At 40.2% G+C, this 15955-nt stretch carries 17 protein-coding genes and 1 pseudogene; 5 read left to right on the top strand and 13 right to left on the bottom strand.

Going from position 1 to position 15955, the window contains the following annotated elements; all coding sequences use genetic code 11:
• Positions 1 to 4: 4 nt before the first annotated feature.
• Positions 5 to 1003, bottom strand: a complete 999-nt coding sequence (locus MKX50_RS05115; RefSeq protein ID WP_339158594.1) for a tRNA-dihydrouridine synthase — start codon at positions 1001 to 1003, stop codon at positions 5 to 7.
• A gap of 311 nt (positions 1004 to 1314) precedes the next feature.
• On the opposite strand from MKX50_RS05115, the gene nhaC reads away from it, so the two are divergent.
• Complete coding sequence (gene nhaC, locus MKX50_RS05110) at positions 1315 to 2691, top strand: Na+/H+ antiporter NhaC (protein WP_339158592.1); 1377 nt, start codon at positions 1315 to 1317, stop codon at positions 2689 to 2691.
• 125 nt (positions 2692 to 2816) lie between these two features.
• On the opposite strand, the gene MKX50_RS05105 is transcribed toward nhaC, so the two are convergent.
• The 3 genes from MKX50_RS05105 to MKX50_RS05095 form a co-directional block, all read right to left on the bottom strand.
• Entirely contained in the window at positions 2817 to 3614 is a 798-nt protein-coding gene (locus MKX50_RS05105) for a sensor domain-containing protein (RefSeq protein WP_339158590.1), read from the bottom strand.
• Positions 3615 to 3806: 192 nt separating this feature from the next.
• On the bottom strand, positions 3807 to 4187 hold the full coding sequence (locus MKX50_RS05100) for a nuclear transport factor 2 family protein (RefSeq protein ID WP_339158588.1): 381 nt from the start codon (positions 4185 to 4187) through the stop codon (positions 3807 to 3809).
• Between the two features lie 47 nt (positions 4188 to 4234).
• Positions 4235 to 4699: a DinB family protein gene (locus MKX50_RS05095; RefSeq protein WP_339158587.1), complete on the bottom strand. Its 465-nt coding sequence runs from the start codon at positions 4697 to 4699 to the stop codon at positions 4235 to 4237.
• Positions 4700 to 4888: 189 nt separating this feature from the next.
• Between MKX50_RS05095 and MKX50_RS05090 the strand changes: the two genes are divergently transcribed.
• Positions 4889 to 5800 carry a LysR family transcriptional regulator gene (locus MKX50_RS05090; RefSeq protein ID WP_213593004.1) on the top strand — a complete coding sequence of 304 codons (912 nt, stop codon included), beginning with the start codon at positions 4889 to 4891 and terminating at the stop codon, positions 5798 to 5800.
• A gap of 187 nt (positions 5801 to 5987) precedes the next feature.
• Here the strand turns inward: MKX50_RS05090 and MKX50_RS05085 are convergent.
• From MKX50_RS05085 to MKX50_RS05075, 3 genes and pseudogenes are all read right to left on the bottom strand, one after another.
• Positions 5988 to 6074, bottom strand: a pseudogene (locus MKX50_RS05085) (thymidylate synthase); the annotation flags it as partial.
• A gap of 50 nt (positions 6075 to 6124) precedes the next feature.
• Positions 6125 to 6472: a DoxX family protein gene (locus MKX50_RS05080; protein ID WP_213593006.1), complete on the bottom strand. Its 348-nt coding sequence runs from the start codon at positions 6470 to 6472 to the stop codon at positions 6125 to 6127.
• A gap of 41 nt (positions 6473 to 6513) precedes the next feature.
• Positions 6514 to 7557, bottom strand: coding sequence for an LLM class flavin-dependent oxidoreductase (locus MKX50_RS05075; protein WP_339158585.1), 1044 nt, complete (start codon positions 7555 to 7557; stop codon positions 6514 to 6516).
• A 206-nt stretch (positions 7558 to 7763) separates the two neighbouring features.
• Here MKX50_RS05075 and MKX50_RS05070 point away from each other — a divergent pair, with 206 nt between their 5' ends.
• Positions 7764 to 8315 (top strand): TetR/AcrR family transcriptional regulator, encoded by a 552-nt coding sequence (locus MKX50_RS05070; protein ID WP_339158584.1) that lies wholly within the window; start codon positions 7764 to 7766, stop codon positions 8313 to 8315.
• 125 nt (positions 8316 to 8440) lie between these two features.
• Here MKX50_RS05070 and MKX50_RS05065 read toward each other — a convergent pair whose 3' ends face one another.
• Positions 8441 to 9037, bottom strand: a complete 597-nt coding sequence (locus MKX50_RS05065) for a chemotaxis protein (protein WP_339158583.1) — start codon at positions 9035 to 9037, stop codon at positions 8441 to 8443.
• 296 nt (positions 9038 to 9333) lie between these two features.
• On the opposite strand from MKX50_RS05065, the gene MKX50_RS05060 reads away from it, so the two are divergent.
• The gene (locus MKX50_RS05060) at positions 9334 to 10209 is read left to right on the top strand and encodes a GNAT family N-acetyltransferase (protein WP_339158581.1); all 876 of its coding nucleotides are present in this window, start codon (positions 9334 to 9336) and stop codon (positions 10207 to 10209) included.
• Between the two features lie 33 nt (positions 10210 to 10242).
• Here the strand turns inward: MKX50_RS05060 and MKX50_RS05055 are convergent, their stop codons facing one another.
• The 5 genes from MKX50_RS05055 to MKX50_RS05035 form a co-directional block, all read right to left on the bottom strand.
• Complete coding sequence (locus MKX50_RS05055; protein ID WP_339158580.1) at positions 10243 to 10494, bottom strand: hypothetical protein; 252 nt, start codon at positions 10492 to 10494, stop codon at positions 10243 to 10245.
• Positions 10495 to 10532: 38 nt separating this feature from the next.
• A complete protein-coding gene (locus tag MKX50_RS05050; protein ID WP_339158579.1) occupies positions 10533 to 11495 on the bottom strand; it encodes a PD-(D/E)XK nuclease family protein in 963 nt (320 codons plus the stop codon).
• Between the two features lie 579 nt (positions 11496 to 12074).
• The gene (locus tag MKX50_RS05045) at positions 12075 to 12863 is read right to left on the bottom strand and encodes an SDR family oxidoreductase (RefSeq protein ID WP_339158578.1); all 789 of its coding nucleotides are present in this window, start codon (positions 12861 to 12863) and stop codon (positions 12075 to 12077) included.
• Between the two features lie 85 nt (positions 12864 to 12948).
• Entirely contained in the window at positions 12949 to 13317 is a 369-nt protein-coding gene (locus tag MKX50_RS05040; protein ID WP_339158577.1) for a metalloregulator ArsR/SmtB family transcription factor, read from the bottom strand.
• 361 nt (positions 13318 to 13678) lie between these two features.
• Positions 13679 to 14200, bottom strand: coding sequence for a DinB family protein (locus MKX50_RS05035; protein WP_339158576.1), 522 nt, complete (start codon positions 14198 to 14200; stop codon positions 13679 to 13681).
• 774 nt (positions 14201 to 14974) lie between these two features.
• On the opposite strand from MKX50_RS05035, the gene MKX50_RS05030 reads away from it, so the two are divergent.
• Positions 14975 to 15892, top strand: coding sequence for a hypothetical protein (locus MKX50_RS05030; protein ID WP_339158575.1), 918 nt, complete (start codon positions 14975 to 14977; stop codon positions 15890 to 15892).
• Positions 15893 to 15955: the final 63 nt, after the last annotated feature.

The raw sequence follows: 15955 nt of genomic DNA, 5'->3' as shown, positions 1-15955 counted from the left end.
CCTTCTAATCAGTATTCACTTCCACATTCTTTTCAAAGTTATCGAGCAGTGCCCGCACTTCATCCGTTGACTTGGTGCTCATCATTTGGTGTCTTAATTCACTAGCCCCGCGGAAACCTTTGACATATACTTTGAAGAAGCGCTGAAGCCCTGACATTGCACGTGGCAGCTCTTCGGTATATTGATCATGAAGATCAAGATGCAGCTTTAGAAGGTTCAGGTATTCTTTCGGGCTATGCTCTTTGGGTTCTTTTTCAAAAGCAAACGGATTGCTGAATATTCCCCGCCCAATCATTATGCCATCTACACCGTATTGCTCCGCAAGCTTCAGCCCTGTTTCACGATCAGGAATATCTCCGTTGATGGTTAGAAGCGTGTTTGGCGCCACTTCATCGCGTAATGCTTTAATTTCCGGAATCAGCTCCCAATGCGCATTCACTTGGCTCATTTCCTTCCTTGTTCGCAAATGAATAGAAAGGTTAGCAATATCCTGTTTTAATATATGCGTTAGCCACCCCTGCCACTCGTCGATCTCCTCGTATCCAAGTCTTGTTTTTACACTTACAGGCAGTCCTCCTGCTTTGGCGGCTTGGATAATTTCTGCTGCCACATCAGGACGAAGAATAAGGCCGCTCCCCTTGCCTCTCGATGCCACATTGGGAACAGGGCAGCCCATATTGATATCTATCCCTTTAAATCCGAGCTCTGCCATCCCGATACTCATTTCACGGAAATATTCGGGCTTATCTCCCCAAATATGGGCAACAATAGGCTGTTCATCTGCTGTAAACATCAAACGTCCACGTACACTTTTGTGCCCATCGGGGTGACAATAACTTTCCGTGTTTGTAAACTCTGTAAAAAAAACATCAGGTCTGCCTGCTTTGCTCACCACATGACGAAACACAACATCGGTCACATCTTCCATTGGAGCAAGCACAAAAAAGGGCCGTGGCAGATTACTCCAAAAATTTTTCATCAAATCAAACTCAAATCCTTTCATTATATAGAAACGACATCAAACTCTCGTCCATTATTCTTAAGTCAAATGCTCCGCATCTTTTACACTTATAACATGCCTCATCACTTATGATCAACCATAAGTGCTCAGGGATATTACAAATGATAAAAATTTATGTGATGCCGGCGGATTGTTTCTTATGGAATGTATTTTTTAACATTGACTCGATCTCAACTTATCGTTTATAGTACCTACGTGCTTCAATGCGAAAAAGCCTAAAAGCATAAAAGTAAAGGACGGATGGGGACACATATCTTCAACCGCTATCCTCATATATAAGGAGCTCCAGCATTATGGATCGACAGCTTAGTTTTTTACAAAGTATGATTCTTATCGTTTTCAATCTTACATTTCTGTTTGTTTCGATCTTTATATTCAAGGCAGAGCCTCATATCCCGCTTCTGGGCGCAACGATCGGCACTGCCGCCATATTACACTTATACGGAGTTTCCTGGAGGAAGCTTGAATCCTCTATCATTGAAGGCATACAATCCGCTATTATGCCAATCTTGATTCTTTCGCTTATTGGAATATTAATTGCCGTTTGGATGATGAGTGGAACCGTGCCGACCATACTGTATTATGGACTGGATTATATTGAACCGCATTATTTTGCTGTGAGCGCGTTATATGTCACCGTCATTGTATCGATGTTCACCGGCAGCTCGTTCACTACAGTCAGCACGGTCGGTGTCGCCTTAATGGGAATTGCCGTGACAACGGGAATTTCACTTCCTCTGGCAGCGGGGGCCATTGTCTCAGGCGCCTGTTTTGGGGATAAAATGTCTCCGCTGTCCGATACGACGAATTTCGCACCTGCAGTGGCCGGCATCTCTATATTTACACATATTCGTAATATGATGTATACAACGGTGCCTGCGTTAATTATCACAACGATATTATTTCTTCTGATCCCGACAACCGGGTCTATTGATTTGAGCTCTATTCAGTCCATCAAGGAATCATTGCAAAATGGGTTTCATCTTCACTGGTTAACGCTGCTGTCCCCCCTTGCGGTCATTGCATGTTCCGCAAAGCGTATACCGATCCTTCCTACATTAATAGTAGGCATTGTTACTGGACTTTTGATAACGGCATTTGTTCAACAGCAAGCCTCGATAGGCAGCTGGTTCAGTGTGATGCAGGGCGGTTACAACAGTACCATCGTGAATAAGACTGTAGCTGAGATCGTGAACCGAGGCGGCCTGCAATCGATGATGTGGTCGGTGTCTCTGATCCTGATTGCTTTATCATTAGGCGGATTGCTGCAGCACTGCGGAGTCATCGAAGCCTTGTTCCGTAAATGGATTGAGCCGCTAAAACGGCGCAGCAGCATTGTTCTCATGACCGGCGCATCATCGATCGCCGTTAACGGCATGACAGGGGAGCAGTATTTATCTATTTTGCTGCCGGGCCAAATGTTTAAGGGTGAGTACACCCGTAGACAAATTCCGGCCAAAACCCTGTCACGAACCTTGGAGGATTGCGGAACACTCGTCAACCCTCTGATTCCATGGGGCGTCAGCGGAGCTTTTTTCGCTGCGACCCTTGGAGTTCCGGTTCTTGAATATGCCCCATTCGCTGCATTCCTATGGTTAAGTCCGATATTCACTTTCGGCTTTGCCTTGATTCCGCAATTACAGCGAAACTCGCTGGGAACAAGTAAGTAATACCAGTAAAACTGCCCCGACTGGAGCAGAGTAAAAAGAAAGAGGGTGCTTAATCATAAGCCCCTCTTTCTTTTTACTGATTTAATTGTCCTTCTGTTCAGGTATTCACTCCCACAATGCCTGATTTAAAGCTCTCTATAGGCTGGCTGCATGAACTCCGGAGCGGGTTGATCCACCGGGGGTTCAACATATGGCGACTGAACTGACGCTTGGGTTTGATCGTACAGTGGCATTTTCGGCTGTGCTTGCTGATAGGGCTCATCTACAAACATGATTCTGCGCTGAATTTGCATGAGCCCATTCACGACGCGAAGCGCGATCCAAAAAAGTACAACTCCTACGCCTACGTAAAACATATATTGCTGATTATAGGTCCAATCGATATGGAAATAACTGAACAAACTATGTTCCAAAATATCCAGCTGCATTTCATTCATCAAAATGATATGCACGACGGGAAGGGCAATCAATCCAAGTCCTAGTGAAATCACAGTTACCATAATAACAAAGAATACAATGCCTGTTACAAATCTCATGATTACGAGCAGCAGATTTCGAATAAATAGCCCACCGTCAAAACCTCTCACCATTCGCATAAACCAGTTCTGACCAGCATCAGACTGTGGATTGTAGGTATATGAAGCAGGAGCAGCCGGTAAACCTAAAATTTGTCTAATCATGCTTTGTTCAAATTTCACAATCCCATCCAACAGCTTAGCTACTCCAAAAAATAAGGGTATTCCGATAAATATTGGAATTAAAGCAATTGAAAGAGCGAGCCCCGTTATCGCTACTGTAAAATAGATAATTCCTAACGGGAGAGATAACAATAAATAGAGGATCGTTGCATAGGTTTTTGGATTAAAAAGCACCCAATTCACTTTACCTGTCGGCGTTTTGGCATTCACTTCGGTTGCCTTCATATCAAACACTTCCTTTGATTCATAAGTTCACGTTCTAAGTTACGAATCCTATTATAACCGCCTTATTCGCCTGTCATAACCGTCTTAGGAAGTGTCTTAACCCCGCCTTTAGCCTAGGATCTAATTGTAATGTCTATGTAGTCCCCCGCGAGGAGTCGACCACTCTTTGCTCTATCCCGTTTTTGGTAACTTTTAAGGGTTCTCGTAGTTTTTCAACGGCATTCCTACATACTCTCGGAAGGAACGGATCCGATCCTCTTCGAACTCGAAGACGATGGAAAGCTCATTGTGGTGAGGTCTGCCGTTCAGCAATCCTTCTGCGCGAAAAACGACCATTCCGTAGCTCTCATTCTCCAGCTCGATCAGCGGAGTGAGGCGCATCTGAAATAAGGATCGCTCAAACCTGATTAACTCCTCGAACCGTTCGCCGCCTTGCTGCTTCTGATTCCACCCTTCCAGCGGGAGCGGAACGAAGAAATGAAAATCGTCCGTCACCTTTTTAAGAAAATCAGCCGTATGCCCAGTTTCTAAAGCACGCCGAAAAGCATCAAACGCTTCGTGATTATTCGTCATGATAACATGCCCCCCTAATTTTTTCCTGCTTTATGCACCCGAGTGCTTTATTTGGTGAGCTTGAGCTGGCTTGATATAACTCCAAGGTGAAGCGCTTCATGAATCAATGCGAAATTAAATAATTCGCCGGCTGTAACGAATTGGAACGGCCCCATTTCAAACGGCGATATCAGCCTCTGTTCGAGCATTTCGGATGTCAGTTCTGAAAAACGGGAAAGCTGCTCTGTTAACATTGCGATCAATTCGTCCTTCGTTGGAGGCGCTAACGTCCAATTCGAAGGTTTTGTTCCGGAGTTGAACAGTATCTCGTATTGAGCCGGAATGGCCGATTGCGAACTGAAGCTAAGCGAAGCGAATTTATCCAACCAATAAACCATATGACCGACATTCCAGCGAACCGTATTGTGGAAGCCCTCCGGCTGGATATCCATCTGTGACTCCGATACGTCCTGAAGCCGGCCGATGACGATCTGACGCAGCACTTTCCCCGTATTGATAATGGATTGTGTCATTCTTGAATCCTCCTCATATTTGATTTATTCTTTTCATACCCAAATCTTACCTTTAGATACTTAATGCAACAATCACGAGATTCCGATATAATTGATCGGTTTGAGTAATGATAAATTAGAAATTGTTGGAATTCTGGCTGGTTGTTATAATGATTGAGTGAGATCGATCATCGAAAGGGGCATCGAGCGTTGGAACTGCGACAGCTTGAATACTTTGCTGCGATTTGTAAGGAGATGCATTTCTCCAGGGCGGCCGAAAATCTCTGTACCACACAGTCGAATCTGAGTCAGCAGATCAAGTTTTTGGAGAGCGAGCTTGGGCTCCCACTATTCGATCGTATCGGAAAGCGGATTGCGTTAACCGATGCAGGAAAAATCCTGCTTGAGCATAGTCAGAGCATCTTTGAACACGTTGACTATGCGAAAAGAGCAATATCGGATTTAAAGAAGATGGAAGGCGGTATGCTGGATATCGGCATTTTGCCGGGAGACGGGGATTTGCTGTTTGACGCTTTACTTATCGATTTCCATAAAAATTATCCTAGGCTATCGATAAGCGTAACGGAGACCATGGATGTCTACGAACAGGTTCTTAACGGCATAAGAGATCTCGGAGTTACTACGGTGCCAGTTAAGCCTGATGAGCGCATTTCAATTATTCCCTTGTTTCACGAGGAATTTGCTTTGGCGATCCGATCGGATCACCCTCTTGCGAAGTCAAAGACGATTCCGTTCGATCAGCTGCAGCAGCTAAGGATGGTCATGTTCGGGGCTGAACATCAGATGACGAAGGTCATTCAATCGTACTGTCATGAGAGAGGAATTGTAATTGACACGCCGATTGTAACTTCAACCTTATCGACGCTTCTGTCTCTGGTCAATCAAGGAATAGGAGCTTCTATTCTTCCCCGAATGCTGCTAGATTATATGAACCCAGAGAATATCGTTGCCGTAAAGCTGCTTAATCCTACACCTAGTCAAGACATATGTATCATATATCGTACGGACAAATTCATGGGGCAGGCAGCGAAGTTGTTTATTCAAGAATTGCAGTCTTTCCTTCAGAGCGTTATGACTCATACCGGTCGCTCGTTAGGTTAAAATGCAGGCAGGCATACACATTATTATTTAAAAAGGACATACTTATAATCACCTGACCGCCTTATTGCGGTCATAGTTATATTCATGAAGCAACATTAATTCAACAAAAAAGAGGGGTTCTCCACCCCTCTTTGCTATTTCCGCCAATACATCTCCGATTTAAAACTGTTGTTAGCCCCAAATCATCTTAATAATCCAGTAGACGTCCATTATCATTCCATTGACCATACATTTTGTTGTCTCTCGTGTTTGTTATAAATTTGTCTAGGTACGAATTTAAGAATCATCGAGCCCAGAACATATGTTGAAGACTTTCGAAATTATTTAGATAAAATGATGAATCAATACAACGAACGATAGAATGGTTAAGAAAATAATCATTGCTGTATCTTTAAAAGAATCTTTAACGCGAATATGTGAAAGGATGCCGCCCACACCTGTAATAGCAAATATAAGCGCACCTGCCGTTGCAAAAGTTGAAGCCCAATATCCAACAATTAAAAGTGCTGCCCCTGCTAATTCAACAATCCCAGTTACAAATCGAAACCATTGGGGCAATCTCAAATGATTAAATGCTTCCACATGCATTTGGATACCCGTAACTTTTCCGAATCCTGCAAATAGAAACATGATTGCAAGGATTCCTTGTAAGATATAAGTTAATATTTCCACGACACGTCTCACGTCCTTCTTCTAATTCGTGTTACTATACTTTACTTAGCTAAAGCCCTGCGTACCATCGGTGCTACTCTGTTCGCCAGTAGATCCATTGCTTTTTCTACCCGAGATAATGGCTGACCACCCAGATCGAATTGTCCCATGAAGCGTGAATGCCCGAATAGCTCATGCTGATGCAAGATCTTCTCTGCTAATTCTTCTGCACTGCCGACTGCCAATATTTGTCCTGCTGCTCTCTGAGGCATCAATTGCTCTTCCGTCGTTACAAAGTGTTGACCACGCTCCTTTAAAAAGTATCCGAAATATTGATTATAGTGCGAAACAAATTCGGCAATCGCTTGTTCTCCAGTTTCCGCGATATACGAATGCCCCGTCACTGAAACCCTTAGCTTGCTTAAATCATGACCTGCTTCTCTTGCAGCTTGCCAATAAAGGTCTACTAATGGCTTGCTGGATTCTGGACGACCGCTTAGCAAGGCAAGTGCCATATTTACTCCAAGTCTTCCTGCACGAACGGCACTTGCAGGTGTGCCTCCCACCCCAATCCAAAGGGGGAGTTTCTTCTGAACGGGTCTAGGTGCTATTTGTGCATTTTGAAGAGAAGAACGAAACTTTCCTTGCCAGCTAATCACTTCCTGTTCTTGCAATTTCATAAACAGATGCAGCTTTTCATCAAACAATTCATCATAGTCATCTAGACTTTCTCCAAAGAGAGAGAATGATTCTAAAAATGCCCCCCGTCCTACAATAATTTCAGTTCGTCCGTTAGATAATAAATCAAGCGTTGCAAAATCCTCATAGACACGTACTGGATCCGCTGTGCTAATAACGGATAGGGTACTGGTTAGTTTAATATTTTTCGTCTCGCGCGCAATCGCTGCGAGCAGCATGGCATAGGAAGATGTTACAAAATCCTGACGATGATGTTCGCCAACACCAAATATATCGAGGCCTGCTTCATCCGCCATTTTAGCCATCTGAATAATAGCTTCGACTCTGGTTTGTGCGTTAGAGCTATTTCCACTTGCATCAGGTATTCGTTCTCCTAATGAATATACTCCGAATTCAAATTCGACCATTCTCTTACCTCCTAGTCACCTAAGACTACATTTTTTATAATGTGCTCCCGAATCATGATTTTCCTAGCTCAACAACTTTCGCTTATGCAACACTTGTAGTAAAATCAATATAACAACTTGAATAACTGTAAGCAATCGACAGTATTTCAGATCTATCGCTTAACCAACATAATGGTAAAAATGTCTAAAAGGCAGGTGAGAATGTTATGGCAAAACAAATCGATCCCCGTGTTCTTCGCACCCGCAAGCTCATTATGGACGCATTTATCGAGTTAACTAAGAAAAAAGATTTTAATGACATCACAATCGGGGATATTACATCTGCTGCAACGGTCAATCGCGCAACCTTTTATAATCATTTCATTGACAAATACGACTTGCTTGAAAAAGTGTTAAGTGAAAGCGTGATGAGAGAAGTCCTTCAAGATGTAAGTATGCATGAGGTCATTAACGAAGAGACAATAAAATCGATTTTTATCTCGATTATTAAGTTCCACACATCGGTTGGTAACCAGTGCCAGCGAAGTTATGAAGCTTTTACACCCCAAATAGAAACGATCTTTAAAAAGGAGCTCCAAGCCTTTTTTTCAGCGTGGGCACAAAGACAATGGTCTAACCAAAATCGATTAGAAATCGAGACTTTTGCGGTGATGTTAAGCTGGTCACTCTATGGGGCTGCAATGTATTGGATGCAAAATCGCACGACAAAACCAGAAGATTACGTAAAGCAAATATTGCATAACATAAAACTAGAATAACGCGGATGAAGAAAACGTAAATTAGCATGAAAAAAGCATCTACAGCGGCGGTGGCTGTAGATGCTTTTAAGCTTGTGATAATATGATCCGGTGTAATGAACTTTGCCGCTTGATGGACACGCCTTCTATGAAACACTAACATTTCTTTTACTTAAGTTCTTAAATACGGAGTAATCCTTATTGGACTTAATAAAGTTTAATATCTTTTCGGCGCATTCTATTGGACTCAACTCTTCCGTATTTACTTCAAGGTCATATTCATCAAAGCAATATATTTTGTCGAATTGGGAACTTACTAGTCCAATCTGTCGATCTCCTCTTATTTGCTCTCTTCTTATGAGTTCTTCTTTCGAGCATATTACACCTACAAACAATGTAGGCTGATCAGAAAATATATCAAGACACTCATTAAACCGCCTGTCATTGTCGATTACAGTATCTACTATCACATTCAAACCCATTTCCGAAAACAATTTAATTATCGCATAGTACATTGAGGCTAAGGGATCAAAAATGATTTGTGCGACAACTTGATCATCTACTTCTCTTGTAGGTTTAATATCTGGAAATTTATTATCAATAAATTCATTGAAATTATAAAAAAAGTCATCTATGGATAAATGATGAAAAAGAATCTCTTTCTGATTTACCAATTCAGCAGAAATACTAGTCTTTCCTGAGCTTGAAGTTCCGTTCATCAACACAATGATTCCTTGCTTCAAACGAATCACCCTCACATATAAGATTTGCGTATCTTTCAGATAACGACTTTTTTTACAAACATCGTAAAAGCCCAATAACTGAATTATTCGTGAATTGATTTTAATTATCCTGCTAATTTAAGGAAAATCAATAATTAAATCCAGCCTAATCTATAGCGAATAGTATGACTCTGATCGAGATACGAATAGTTGGAAAGCAGAATTGTTAAATATAATCATATTCTACCTAGTAAATACGGAATAATACGATTAATATACAGACAGTCACTTTTGAGAATTAAGGGGGGAAGAATACAATGCAGGAATTTATATTTACGAAGGATTATAAACACAATGAACCACTTAGAAAGAGTTTTTTCGAACTTGCTGCCAACACTTTTGATTTAAGTTTTGAAAATTGGTATCAAAAAGGGGGTTGGAGCGAACGTTACATTCCTTTTTCATTTGTTGAGGGAGAGAAGGTTATTGCAAATGTTTCAGTAAACATTCTTGAGTTAATTATTAATGGAGAGAAGAAAAAAGCTATACAAATTGGAACAGTAATGACACATCCTGAATATCGAAGTAGAGGATTGTCTACAAGTTTAATGAACAAGGTTTTGATGGAATATGAGAACAAGTATGATTTCATGTATCTCTTTGCCAATGATACGGTTCTTGATTTTTATCCCAAGTTTGGATTTAAAGCAGTAGAAGAGCATCAATTTTCAATGGACTTTACACCAAGCCAATTTGATTATACGGGCATAAGAAAACTAAATGTAAGTCAAGCAGATGATTTACGTGTTATTTACAAATTTGCAGCAGAAAGATTGCCCGTATCTCAACGTTTTGGAACTGATTGCACTCAAGGAATTTTAATGTATTATTGCCTGAACGTTTTTTGTAATGATATTTATTACTTGGAAAAAGAGAACGCTATTGCTATTTATAAGAAGGAAAACAATCACATGGACATCTTCGATATTATCAACATAAAGGAAGTCAAAATTCAAGATATTTTGACTAAGATTGCAGGTAGAGATACTGAAAAAATAACTTTCCATTTCACTCCAGATTATAAAGGTATCGATTTAAAAAGCGATATCTCTCATGGTAGTTTATTTGTAAGAACAACTGGTGAAAACCTCTATCCTGTACACGTAAAACACCCAATTACCTCCATAGCTTAATGCTAGGTCGGTATACGATGAACCCCTACCTATTTAAAGCCCTGACTGTGAATCTTGCTTCTTATTCGCATATTTCGGATTCCGAGCATCATGCATCGTTGTACGAAGCGAAGCTTCATATGTGTGCACGTGGTAATTGAGCAATTCCGGGGCGGCGTTAGCATATTTGTTTTTGAACTCATCCATAAGTTGAAGAAGCACGGGTTGGACTTCATCAAGCACAAGTTGACAACGCAGCGATGTTCCGGGAATATTCAAGGCTTCTTCAATTGTGGTAATGTTCATATTTTCCTCCAAGTCCTTTAACTCTTCTTTTCAAACAGTTATTTCCAGTGTAAGTCTGGATTTTTAACTTTGATATCATGAAGCTCATTTAATTTCTCCAGGAAAAACTTTTGAATTTCGTTGATGTGATCCTCATGATGAAGAAAATCGACTAGCCTACGGTCACAGGAGATCCCTTTCCATTCTACATCAGTGTTCAGATCGAAAGTCTTCCAGTCCGAATGTGTAGCAATAAAATTGTGCATGGCAGCCACAACTTTAGGAAAGTTTGGGCAGCGTCCTTCACAGAATTCATAAGCAACGGAAACAATGGGGTAATCGTCATCTGTTAAGTAAAAACCAACAACCACCTCGGTGGCTCGACCCTCCTGCTCGCTAGCTTTAACGTACCGTTCCATGTACTTTAACTGAGTATGACGGTTGCTTTGCTGAATTGCCTTACCGAAATATTTGGTCATCACACCGTCTACTACTCCATCCATACACTCGTCCATCATGCGTTGTAGCCGATTCATATTTTGAATAGCATATACGTCAACTGGTGTGAACTGCCGATTATCTTCCAATCCGATCTCCTCCATATAATCCAATACTTTGGACGCATAGAAATTCTTCGATTCCAACTGCTTCATCCACTTGAAAATTTGAAACCACCGCAGCTGCCTGAAAACTATGTTGTTGTGATTCGCTAATACGAGCGAAGCATCCTTTTCATCAGAATGTTGAGTTAAGTAAATTAGATAACATTTCATTCCTTGATTAGTGAGTACGCCGAGGTGGTCGGCATATCTAGACAGCTGATCTGTTCCTTCCGGAGAGCCTAGCTTGCTTTCGACGAACAAAACATATGGTTTATATCCTTCATAAAATCGTATCACCATATCCGGACGGCTATCCATTTGATGATGGGGCAAAGCCGGAAAAGTAACTTGTGTTGTAATAGATGAATGCTCCGCTTCCTGCACCGGTATTTCTAATACTTTTCCAAGAAAATCGATCATCCTCCTGATCACAGAGAAGTTCGGCGAACACTTCAGTCAAAAAATCCTCGTGAGGATGGCCCTTGCTGTTATTTAACACTCGAAATAGTCGTGAAAATACGCTTTTCATTATCTGCTCCTTTTAAAGAATTCCGTCGCTCCAATATGTTCTTTGTAATGAATTTTTTAATCTCGAAAATAATTCCCACTTCCTGTGTCTTCGTCGATATCCAACTAAATCCTGCTAACTAATGATAATAAAAAACTTCCCGACATGGAAATGTCAGGGGGTAAAAAATCTCGTGTTGTACAGTAGATAATGTCACATATTTGAATAAACGTCGGTAAATCTGTAGACACAAGAGTATTACTGGGGTACTGAGCCTAATAAAGCATGTTACCGCCCGTTCACATAAAATAAGAAAAACAACCATTGCGTTTAACAACCTGATTAACAGGAAAAAGCTCACGCTATCACAGCGTGAACTCTTTCGGGTTCGATAAATATAGGGTTCGACTGCACAAAACTCAAAATCTCCCGTTCGAATTATATCGTTATACTGCCGGAATCCTTAGCAGGGAAATTCCCCTTTAGCAAAGTTACTGGTTTGACAAAGCTGATTGAAATACACCTTTAGCGAATTTTACGACCATACTCCGAGGCAGTAAACGCGGCAATTGAGCCATAATATAATTATTCCGTCCAACTATTATGTGGCTACGATCTTTTTTTACACCCTTAAATGCCGCGTTCACGACATCAATCGGCTCCATGCGCTTACCTTGCAAGCTTTCCGTACCGGATGCAGTATGAAATGAGCTCTTCGTTTCTCCTGGGCATAACGCAACGATTTGAACACCGCTATCTCTATTTTCGGCCCATAATGCTTCCGTGAAAGAGAGAACATAAGCTTTCGTGGCACCATATACAGCCATGTACGGTGCCGGCTGAAACGCTGTCATTGAAGCAACATTAATAATAATGCCTTCCTTCCTCTCAATCATGGAACCAATGAATAGATGAGTTAATTCAGTCAAGGACATGACATTGAGCTGAATCTCTTGATGAACACGGGTTGACGAGATTTGATTGAAAACTCCCATAGTCCCAAACCCAGCATTATTAATAAGTATATCAACGGTTAACCCGAGGCTTTCAACTTCCATGGCCACTTTCTCTGCAGCGTTAACTGAAGATAGATCAACCGAAAGAGGTACCGCATGGATTAAGTACGTTTTTTGAAGTTCTTTTGCAATTTGTTCGAGTTTATCCTCCGATCGGGCAACCAATATTAAGTTACATCCTTTTTTGGCAAGTTCGGTTGCGAATACCTTCCCTATTCCAGATGATGCGCCTGTTACCAAAGCTGTTTTCTTCGAAAAGTTCATTTGTGTAACCTCCATTAAACATTTAAATGATTAAACATTTGAACATTTTGTGCAAAAAAAACTTTCTTCATTTTTTGTGAGAAAGTCATGCATGTTCTTCAAACGCTTTAGCAGGGTCATTTGATATGTCTTCGGCAGCACGAATGATTGCTTTAAGCTGGTCTATAACCGAGCTCTCAAGGGTTAAACTGTAGTAAATTTCCGTCTTCTCCTTCAAGGAGTCTAGGATGCCTGCTTGTTTAAGTATTTTTAGATGATGAGAGATTGCCGGTCTGGATAAATGCGATTGCTCCACAACTTGTGCGACATTCATTCGTTTAGCTATCATAAACATCATTAGGATATCTTGCCTTACGGGATCAGCAAGTGCTTTGAAAATATCTGTAGACTGACGAATCTCATGAAGAAGTGCCTGCTTCTTTTCCAATAGTAGGTTTCGCTCTTGTTCCTTCAATCCAACACCACCACAAAATCAAATATTTAAATGTTTAATTATTTGTATCGAATATAACATATCGCTTTTAAAAAAGCAATGATGACTCAACGCCAAAACATCCTGACCTGGCTGAGACAGGGGAGATCAATGAATAGGTAAATACAGCTTGAATTAGCAGAAATATAGGAATGACAAAAGCCGAAGCAAGGCCCAGTATCTTCTCGGCTGGATAGGCCCCTGTCCCTGACGAAAAGTCGGGCTTTCCTTTGTAATTCCATTCTATTCGAATTGGTTTTTTTCCCATAGCTTCTACTCCCTTAAATCAGAGATCAATAGATGAGTATTCATTATCTTAATAAAAATTCTTTCCTATGCTGAGTTATTTCAGTATCCTCAAAAATTCGATCCATGGGCCGACATCTTGATTGTATCTTTTAGCCATGATCCGCAGAATTTGCGACATATGCGTAAGATCATGGACAACCCAGGTTGATAGTAATTCTCTTATCTTTACTGTGCCAAATTGAGGGTGATTCCCCTTTAACTCCAGTTGCTCCTCCGTATGGACTAATGCTTGCAACCGGATTAAGTTTTGCATTCTGAGTTTCTGAAATTCCGACAGTTTATTATCCAAAGACGATTCTGATTCTTTAGTTAAATGGGCGTACCTGTCAAATGGCGGAAACGATACAGTAGCCCCTTGTTGAATGATCAATTCAAGTCTTGGTATCCAATTGTATTTCTCACCTTCTATGAGGTGTCCGATAACCTGAATTGGAGTCCAAGTTTCCTCGCCTTCATTGGTATGCAACCAATTGTCAGACAAGCCGGCTAAAAGACTAGTCAACGTACCTGGGGTACTTTTTAAAACTTGAATCGCTTCATTCATGTCAAAGTTCATGATACATCTACCTCTCTTACGGTTGTATTCATACAAGATCATTCTGACATATGGCCCTTTAATATAAGTTGGGTCTGGTCAACGTTTTGTTAGTCTCTTCCTTTATTTTCGCATGCTGTCTATGATTGACCTTTATCTAATTCATTTTTTGAGTGTATTCATTTTTTTAGAATAAATAAACTTCCATAAAATATCAATTTTCTTTTTTATCTTTACTCAGTACCATCAATATTAGACACTCCACATATGTGCGATGTATCGGCTCAAACGCTACAATTGCTTCCCTTTAGTAATTAGATCCAAGAAACCTGCTTTCCAGGTTTAATTTCTACTCAATCACTCTTATAAAAATTGTCGAATTTTCAGCACTAAAAGACTAAAAGTATTTTACACATTTTTATAATTTATTATGTTATATGATGTAATTACAAAGGATGAAGGATGGAATTGTATTATGGGGAATGAGCAGCTGTTATAAGATCATGGAGATATCACTAGTTAACAAAATGGAATTTAGCAGAAAAAAATCAAAATAAGGAGGTGATCTCATTATGAAAATTCTATAAATTCTAGATTGTTTATCGTTTTTTAGCTTTTGCCTTAGTGTTTACTTCCATTAATATGATTGCTTTCGCAGAACCGAGTAAGGATGACACTGGTGACGAAGTATGGGAATTCCTCTATGAGTTTGCAAAAAAGCAGACAGTTCAAATAGTTAAGTATAAAGGGTGGGGCTCGATGCTTCACCCTAAACATCAAGGAGTTGGTAGGAAAATGATAATAACAAATAAAATCGGATTTTTTATTGATTATTCCTACACAAAACAAATTGAAAATTTTTTTAGAGAATATGATATTGAGGTCTTTTCCCCAGAGAAAGGAGCTCGCTCATCAGAAATAAGATACCTTATTCCAATCCCTTTTGGCCCGGAAGAAAACACGATTGAGAAAATGGAAGAGATTAGACTTCGTTTACTTCATCTGTTCCCTATTGATGAAATAGGTGAAGAAACTCTATTTAGTTACAATGACGATGAATATGAGAAAGCACCGTTTTTAAATTTATATTCAACTGGAAACTCAACCCAAGCGAATTTAGTTAATAAGCATTCAGTCCTTAAAAGTAATATTTTTTGTGAGGCCTGTGGTTTAAAAACTAAGACATTGGAATCAAGCTTAATTTTAGATACGTCTAACTTTAAAAATCGTTACATGATTAATATAGAGGGAATGTTTTGGGTAGTTTCTGAAAAAATGGCTGAACTTATGGAAAAGTGGAATATATCTGGGTTCCATTTTGAGAAAGTAATACATAAAGGCAAACCAGAGAATTCCTTACCAGCATATCAGCTTGTTGTAGAAAACACCCTTCTCCCTTTAAGTTCAGATATGAAATATTATTATTTTGTATCAGAACCAAAAGAAAGATGTTATGTTTGTGATGTAAAAGGAAAAATCAACTACCCTTATCTGTTTGACAAAACCATTACCAAAACTCATACAGATGACCTATATTTGTTAAGTGAATGGGTTAGCAATGGAAGCTCCGTCTACCACCCCCTGTTTATAAGTCAACGCTTCAGGAAATTACTCTTAGAACATGGAGTAACCAGGGATGTAAGAAGTATATATGACAATAATTACGGATCTAAAGACTGGTACATGACCCCTGTATTTCTTGATCATTATTAAATCCAATCAAAAAAGCACATATTGCCGTAGCTTTTTAAAATTACACTAATACACGTGGTTTTC

This window comes from Paenibacillus sp. FSL W8-0186 (assembly GCF_037969765.1).
Taxonomy (GTDB): Bacteria; Bacillota; Bacilli; order Paenibacillales; family Paenibacillaceae; genus Fontibacillus; species Fontibacillus woosongensis.
The sequence above is the reverse complement of the archived record's forward strand: the minus strand, read 5'-3'. Positions and strand labels throughout refer to the sequence as shown.

What these genes read in the sequence shown, in the direction of transcription:
- MKX50_RS05115 (WP_339158594.1), bottom strand. Translation starts at nt 1,003, where the DNA reads ATGAAAGGATTTGAGTTTGATTTGATGAAAAATTTTTGGAGTAATCTG.
- nhaC (WP_339158592.1), top strand. Translation starts at nt 1,315, where the DNA reads ATGGATCGACAGCTTAGTTTTTTACAAAGTATGATTCTTATCGTTTTC.
- MKX50_RS05105 (WP_339158590.1), bottom strand. Translation starts at nt 3,614, where the DNA reads ATGAAGGCAACCGAAGTGAATGCCAAAACGCCGACAGGTAAAGTGAAT.
- MKX50_RS05100 (WP_339158588.1), bottom strand. Translation starts at nt 4,187, where the DNA reads ATGACGAATAATCACGAAGCGTTTGATGCTTTTCGGCGTGCTTTAGAA.
- MKX50_RS05095 (WP_339158587.1), bottom strand. Translation starts at nt 4,699, where the DNA reads ATGACACAATCCATTATCAATACGGGGAAAGTGCTGCGTCAGATCGTC.
- MKX50_RS05075 (WP_339158585.1), bottom strand. Translation starts at nt 7,557, where the DNA reads ATGGTCGAATTTGAATTCGGAGTATATTCATTAGGAGAACGAATACCT.
- MKX50_RS05070 (WP_339158584.1), top strand. Translation starts at nt 7,764, where the DNA reads ATGGCAAAACAAATCGATCCCCGTGTTCTTCGCACCCGCAAGCTCATT.
- MKX50_RS05060 (WP_339158581.1), top strand. Translation starts at nt 9,334, where the DNA reads ATGCAGGAATTTATATTTACGAAGGATTATAAACACAATGAACCACTT.
- MKX50_RS05055 (WP_339158580.1), bottom strand. Translation starts at nt 10,494, where the DNA reads ATGAACATTACCACAATTGAAGAAGCCTTGAATATTCCCGGAACATCG.
- MKX50_RS05050 (WP_339158579.1), bottom strand. Translation starts at nt 11,495, where the DNA reads ATGATCGATTTTCTTGGAAAAGTATTAGAAATACCGGTGCAGGAAGCG.
- MKX50_RS05045 (WP_339158578.1), bottom strand. Translation starts at nt 12,863, where the DNA reads ATGAACTTTTCGAAGAAAACAGCTTTGGTAACAGGCGCATCATCTGGA.
- MKX50_RS05035 (WP_339158576.1), bottom strand. Translation starts at nt 14,200, where the DNA reads ATGAACTTTGACATGAATGAAGCGATTCAAGTTTTAAAAAGTACCCCA.
- MKX50_RS05030 (WP_339158575.1), top strand. Translation starts at nt 14,975, where the DNA reads ATGATAATAACAAATAAAATCGGATTTTTTATTGATTATTCCTACACA.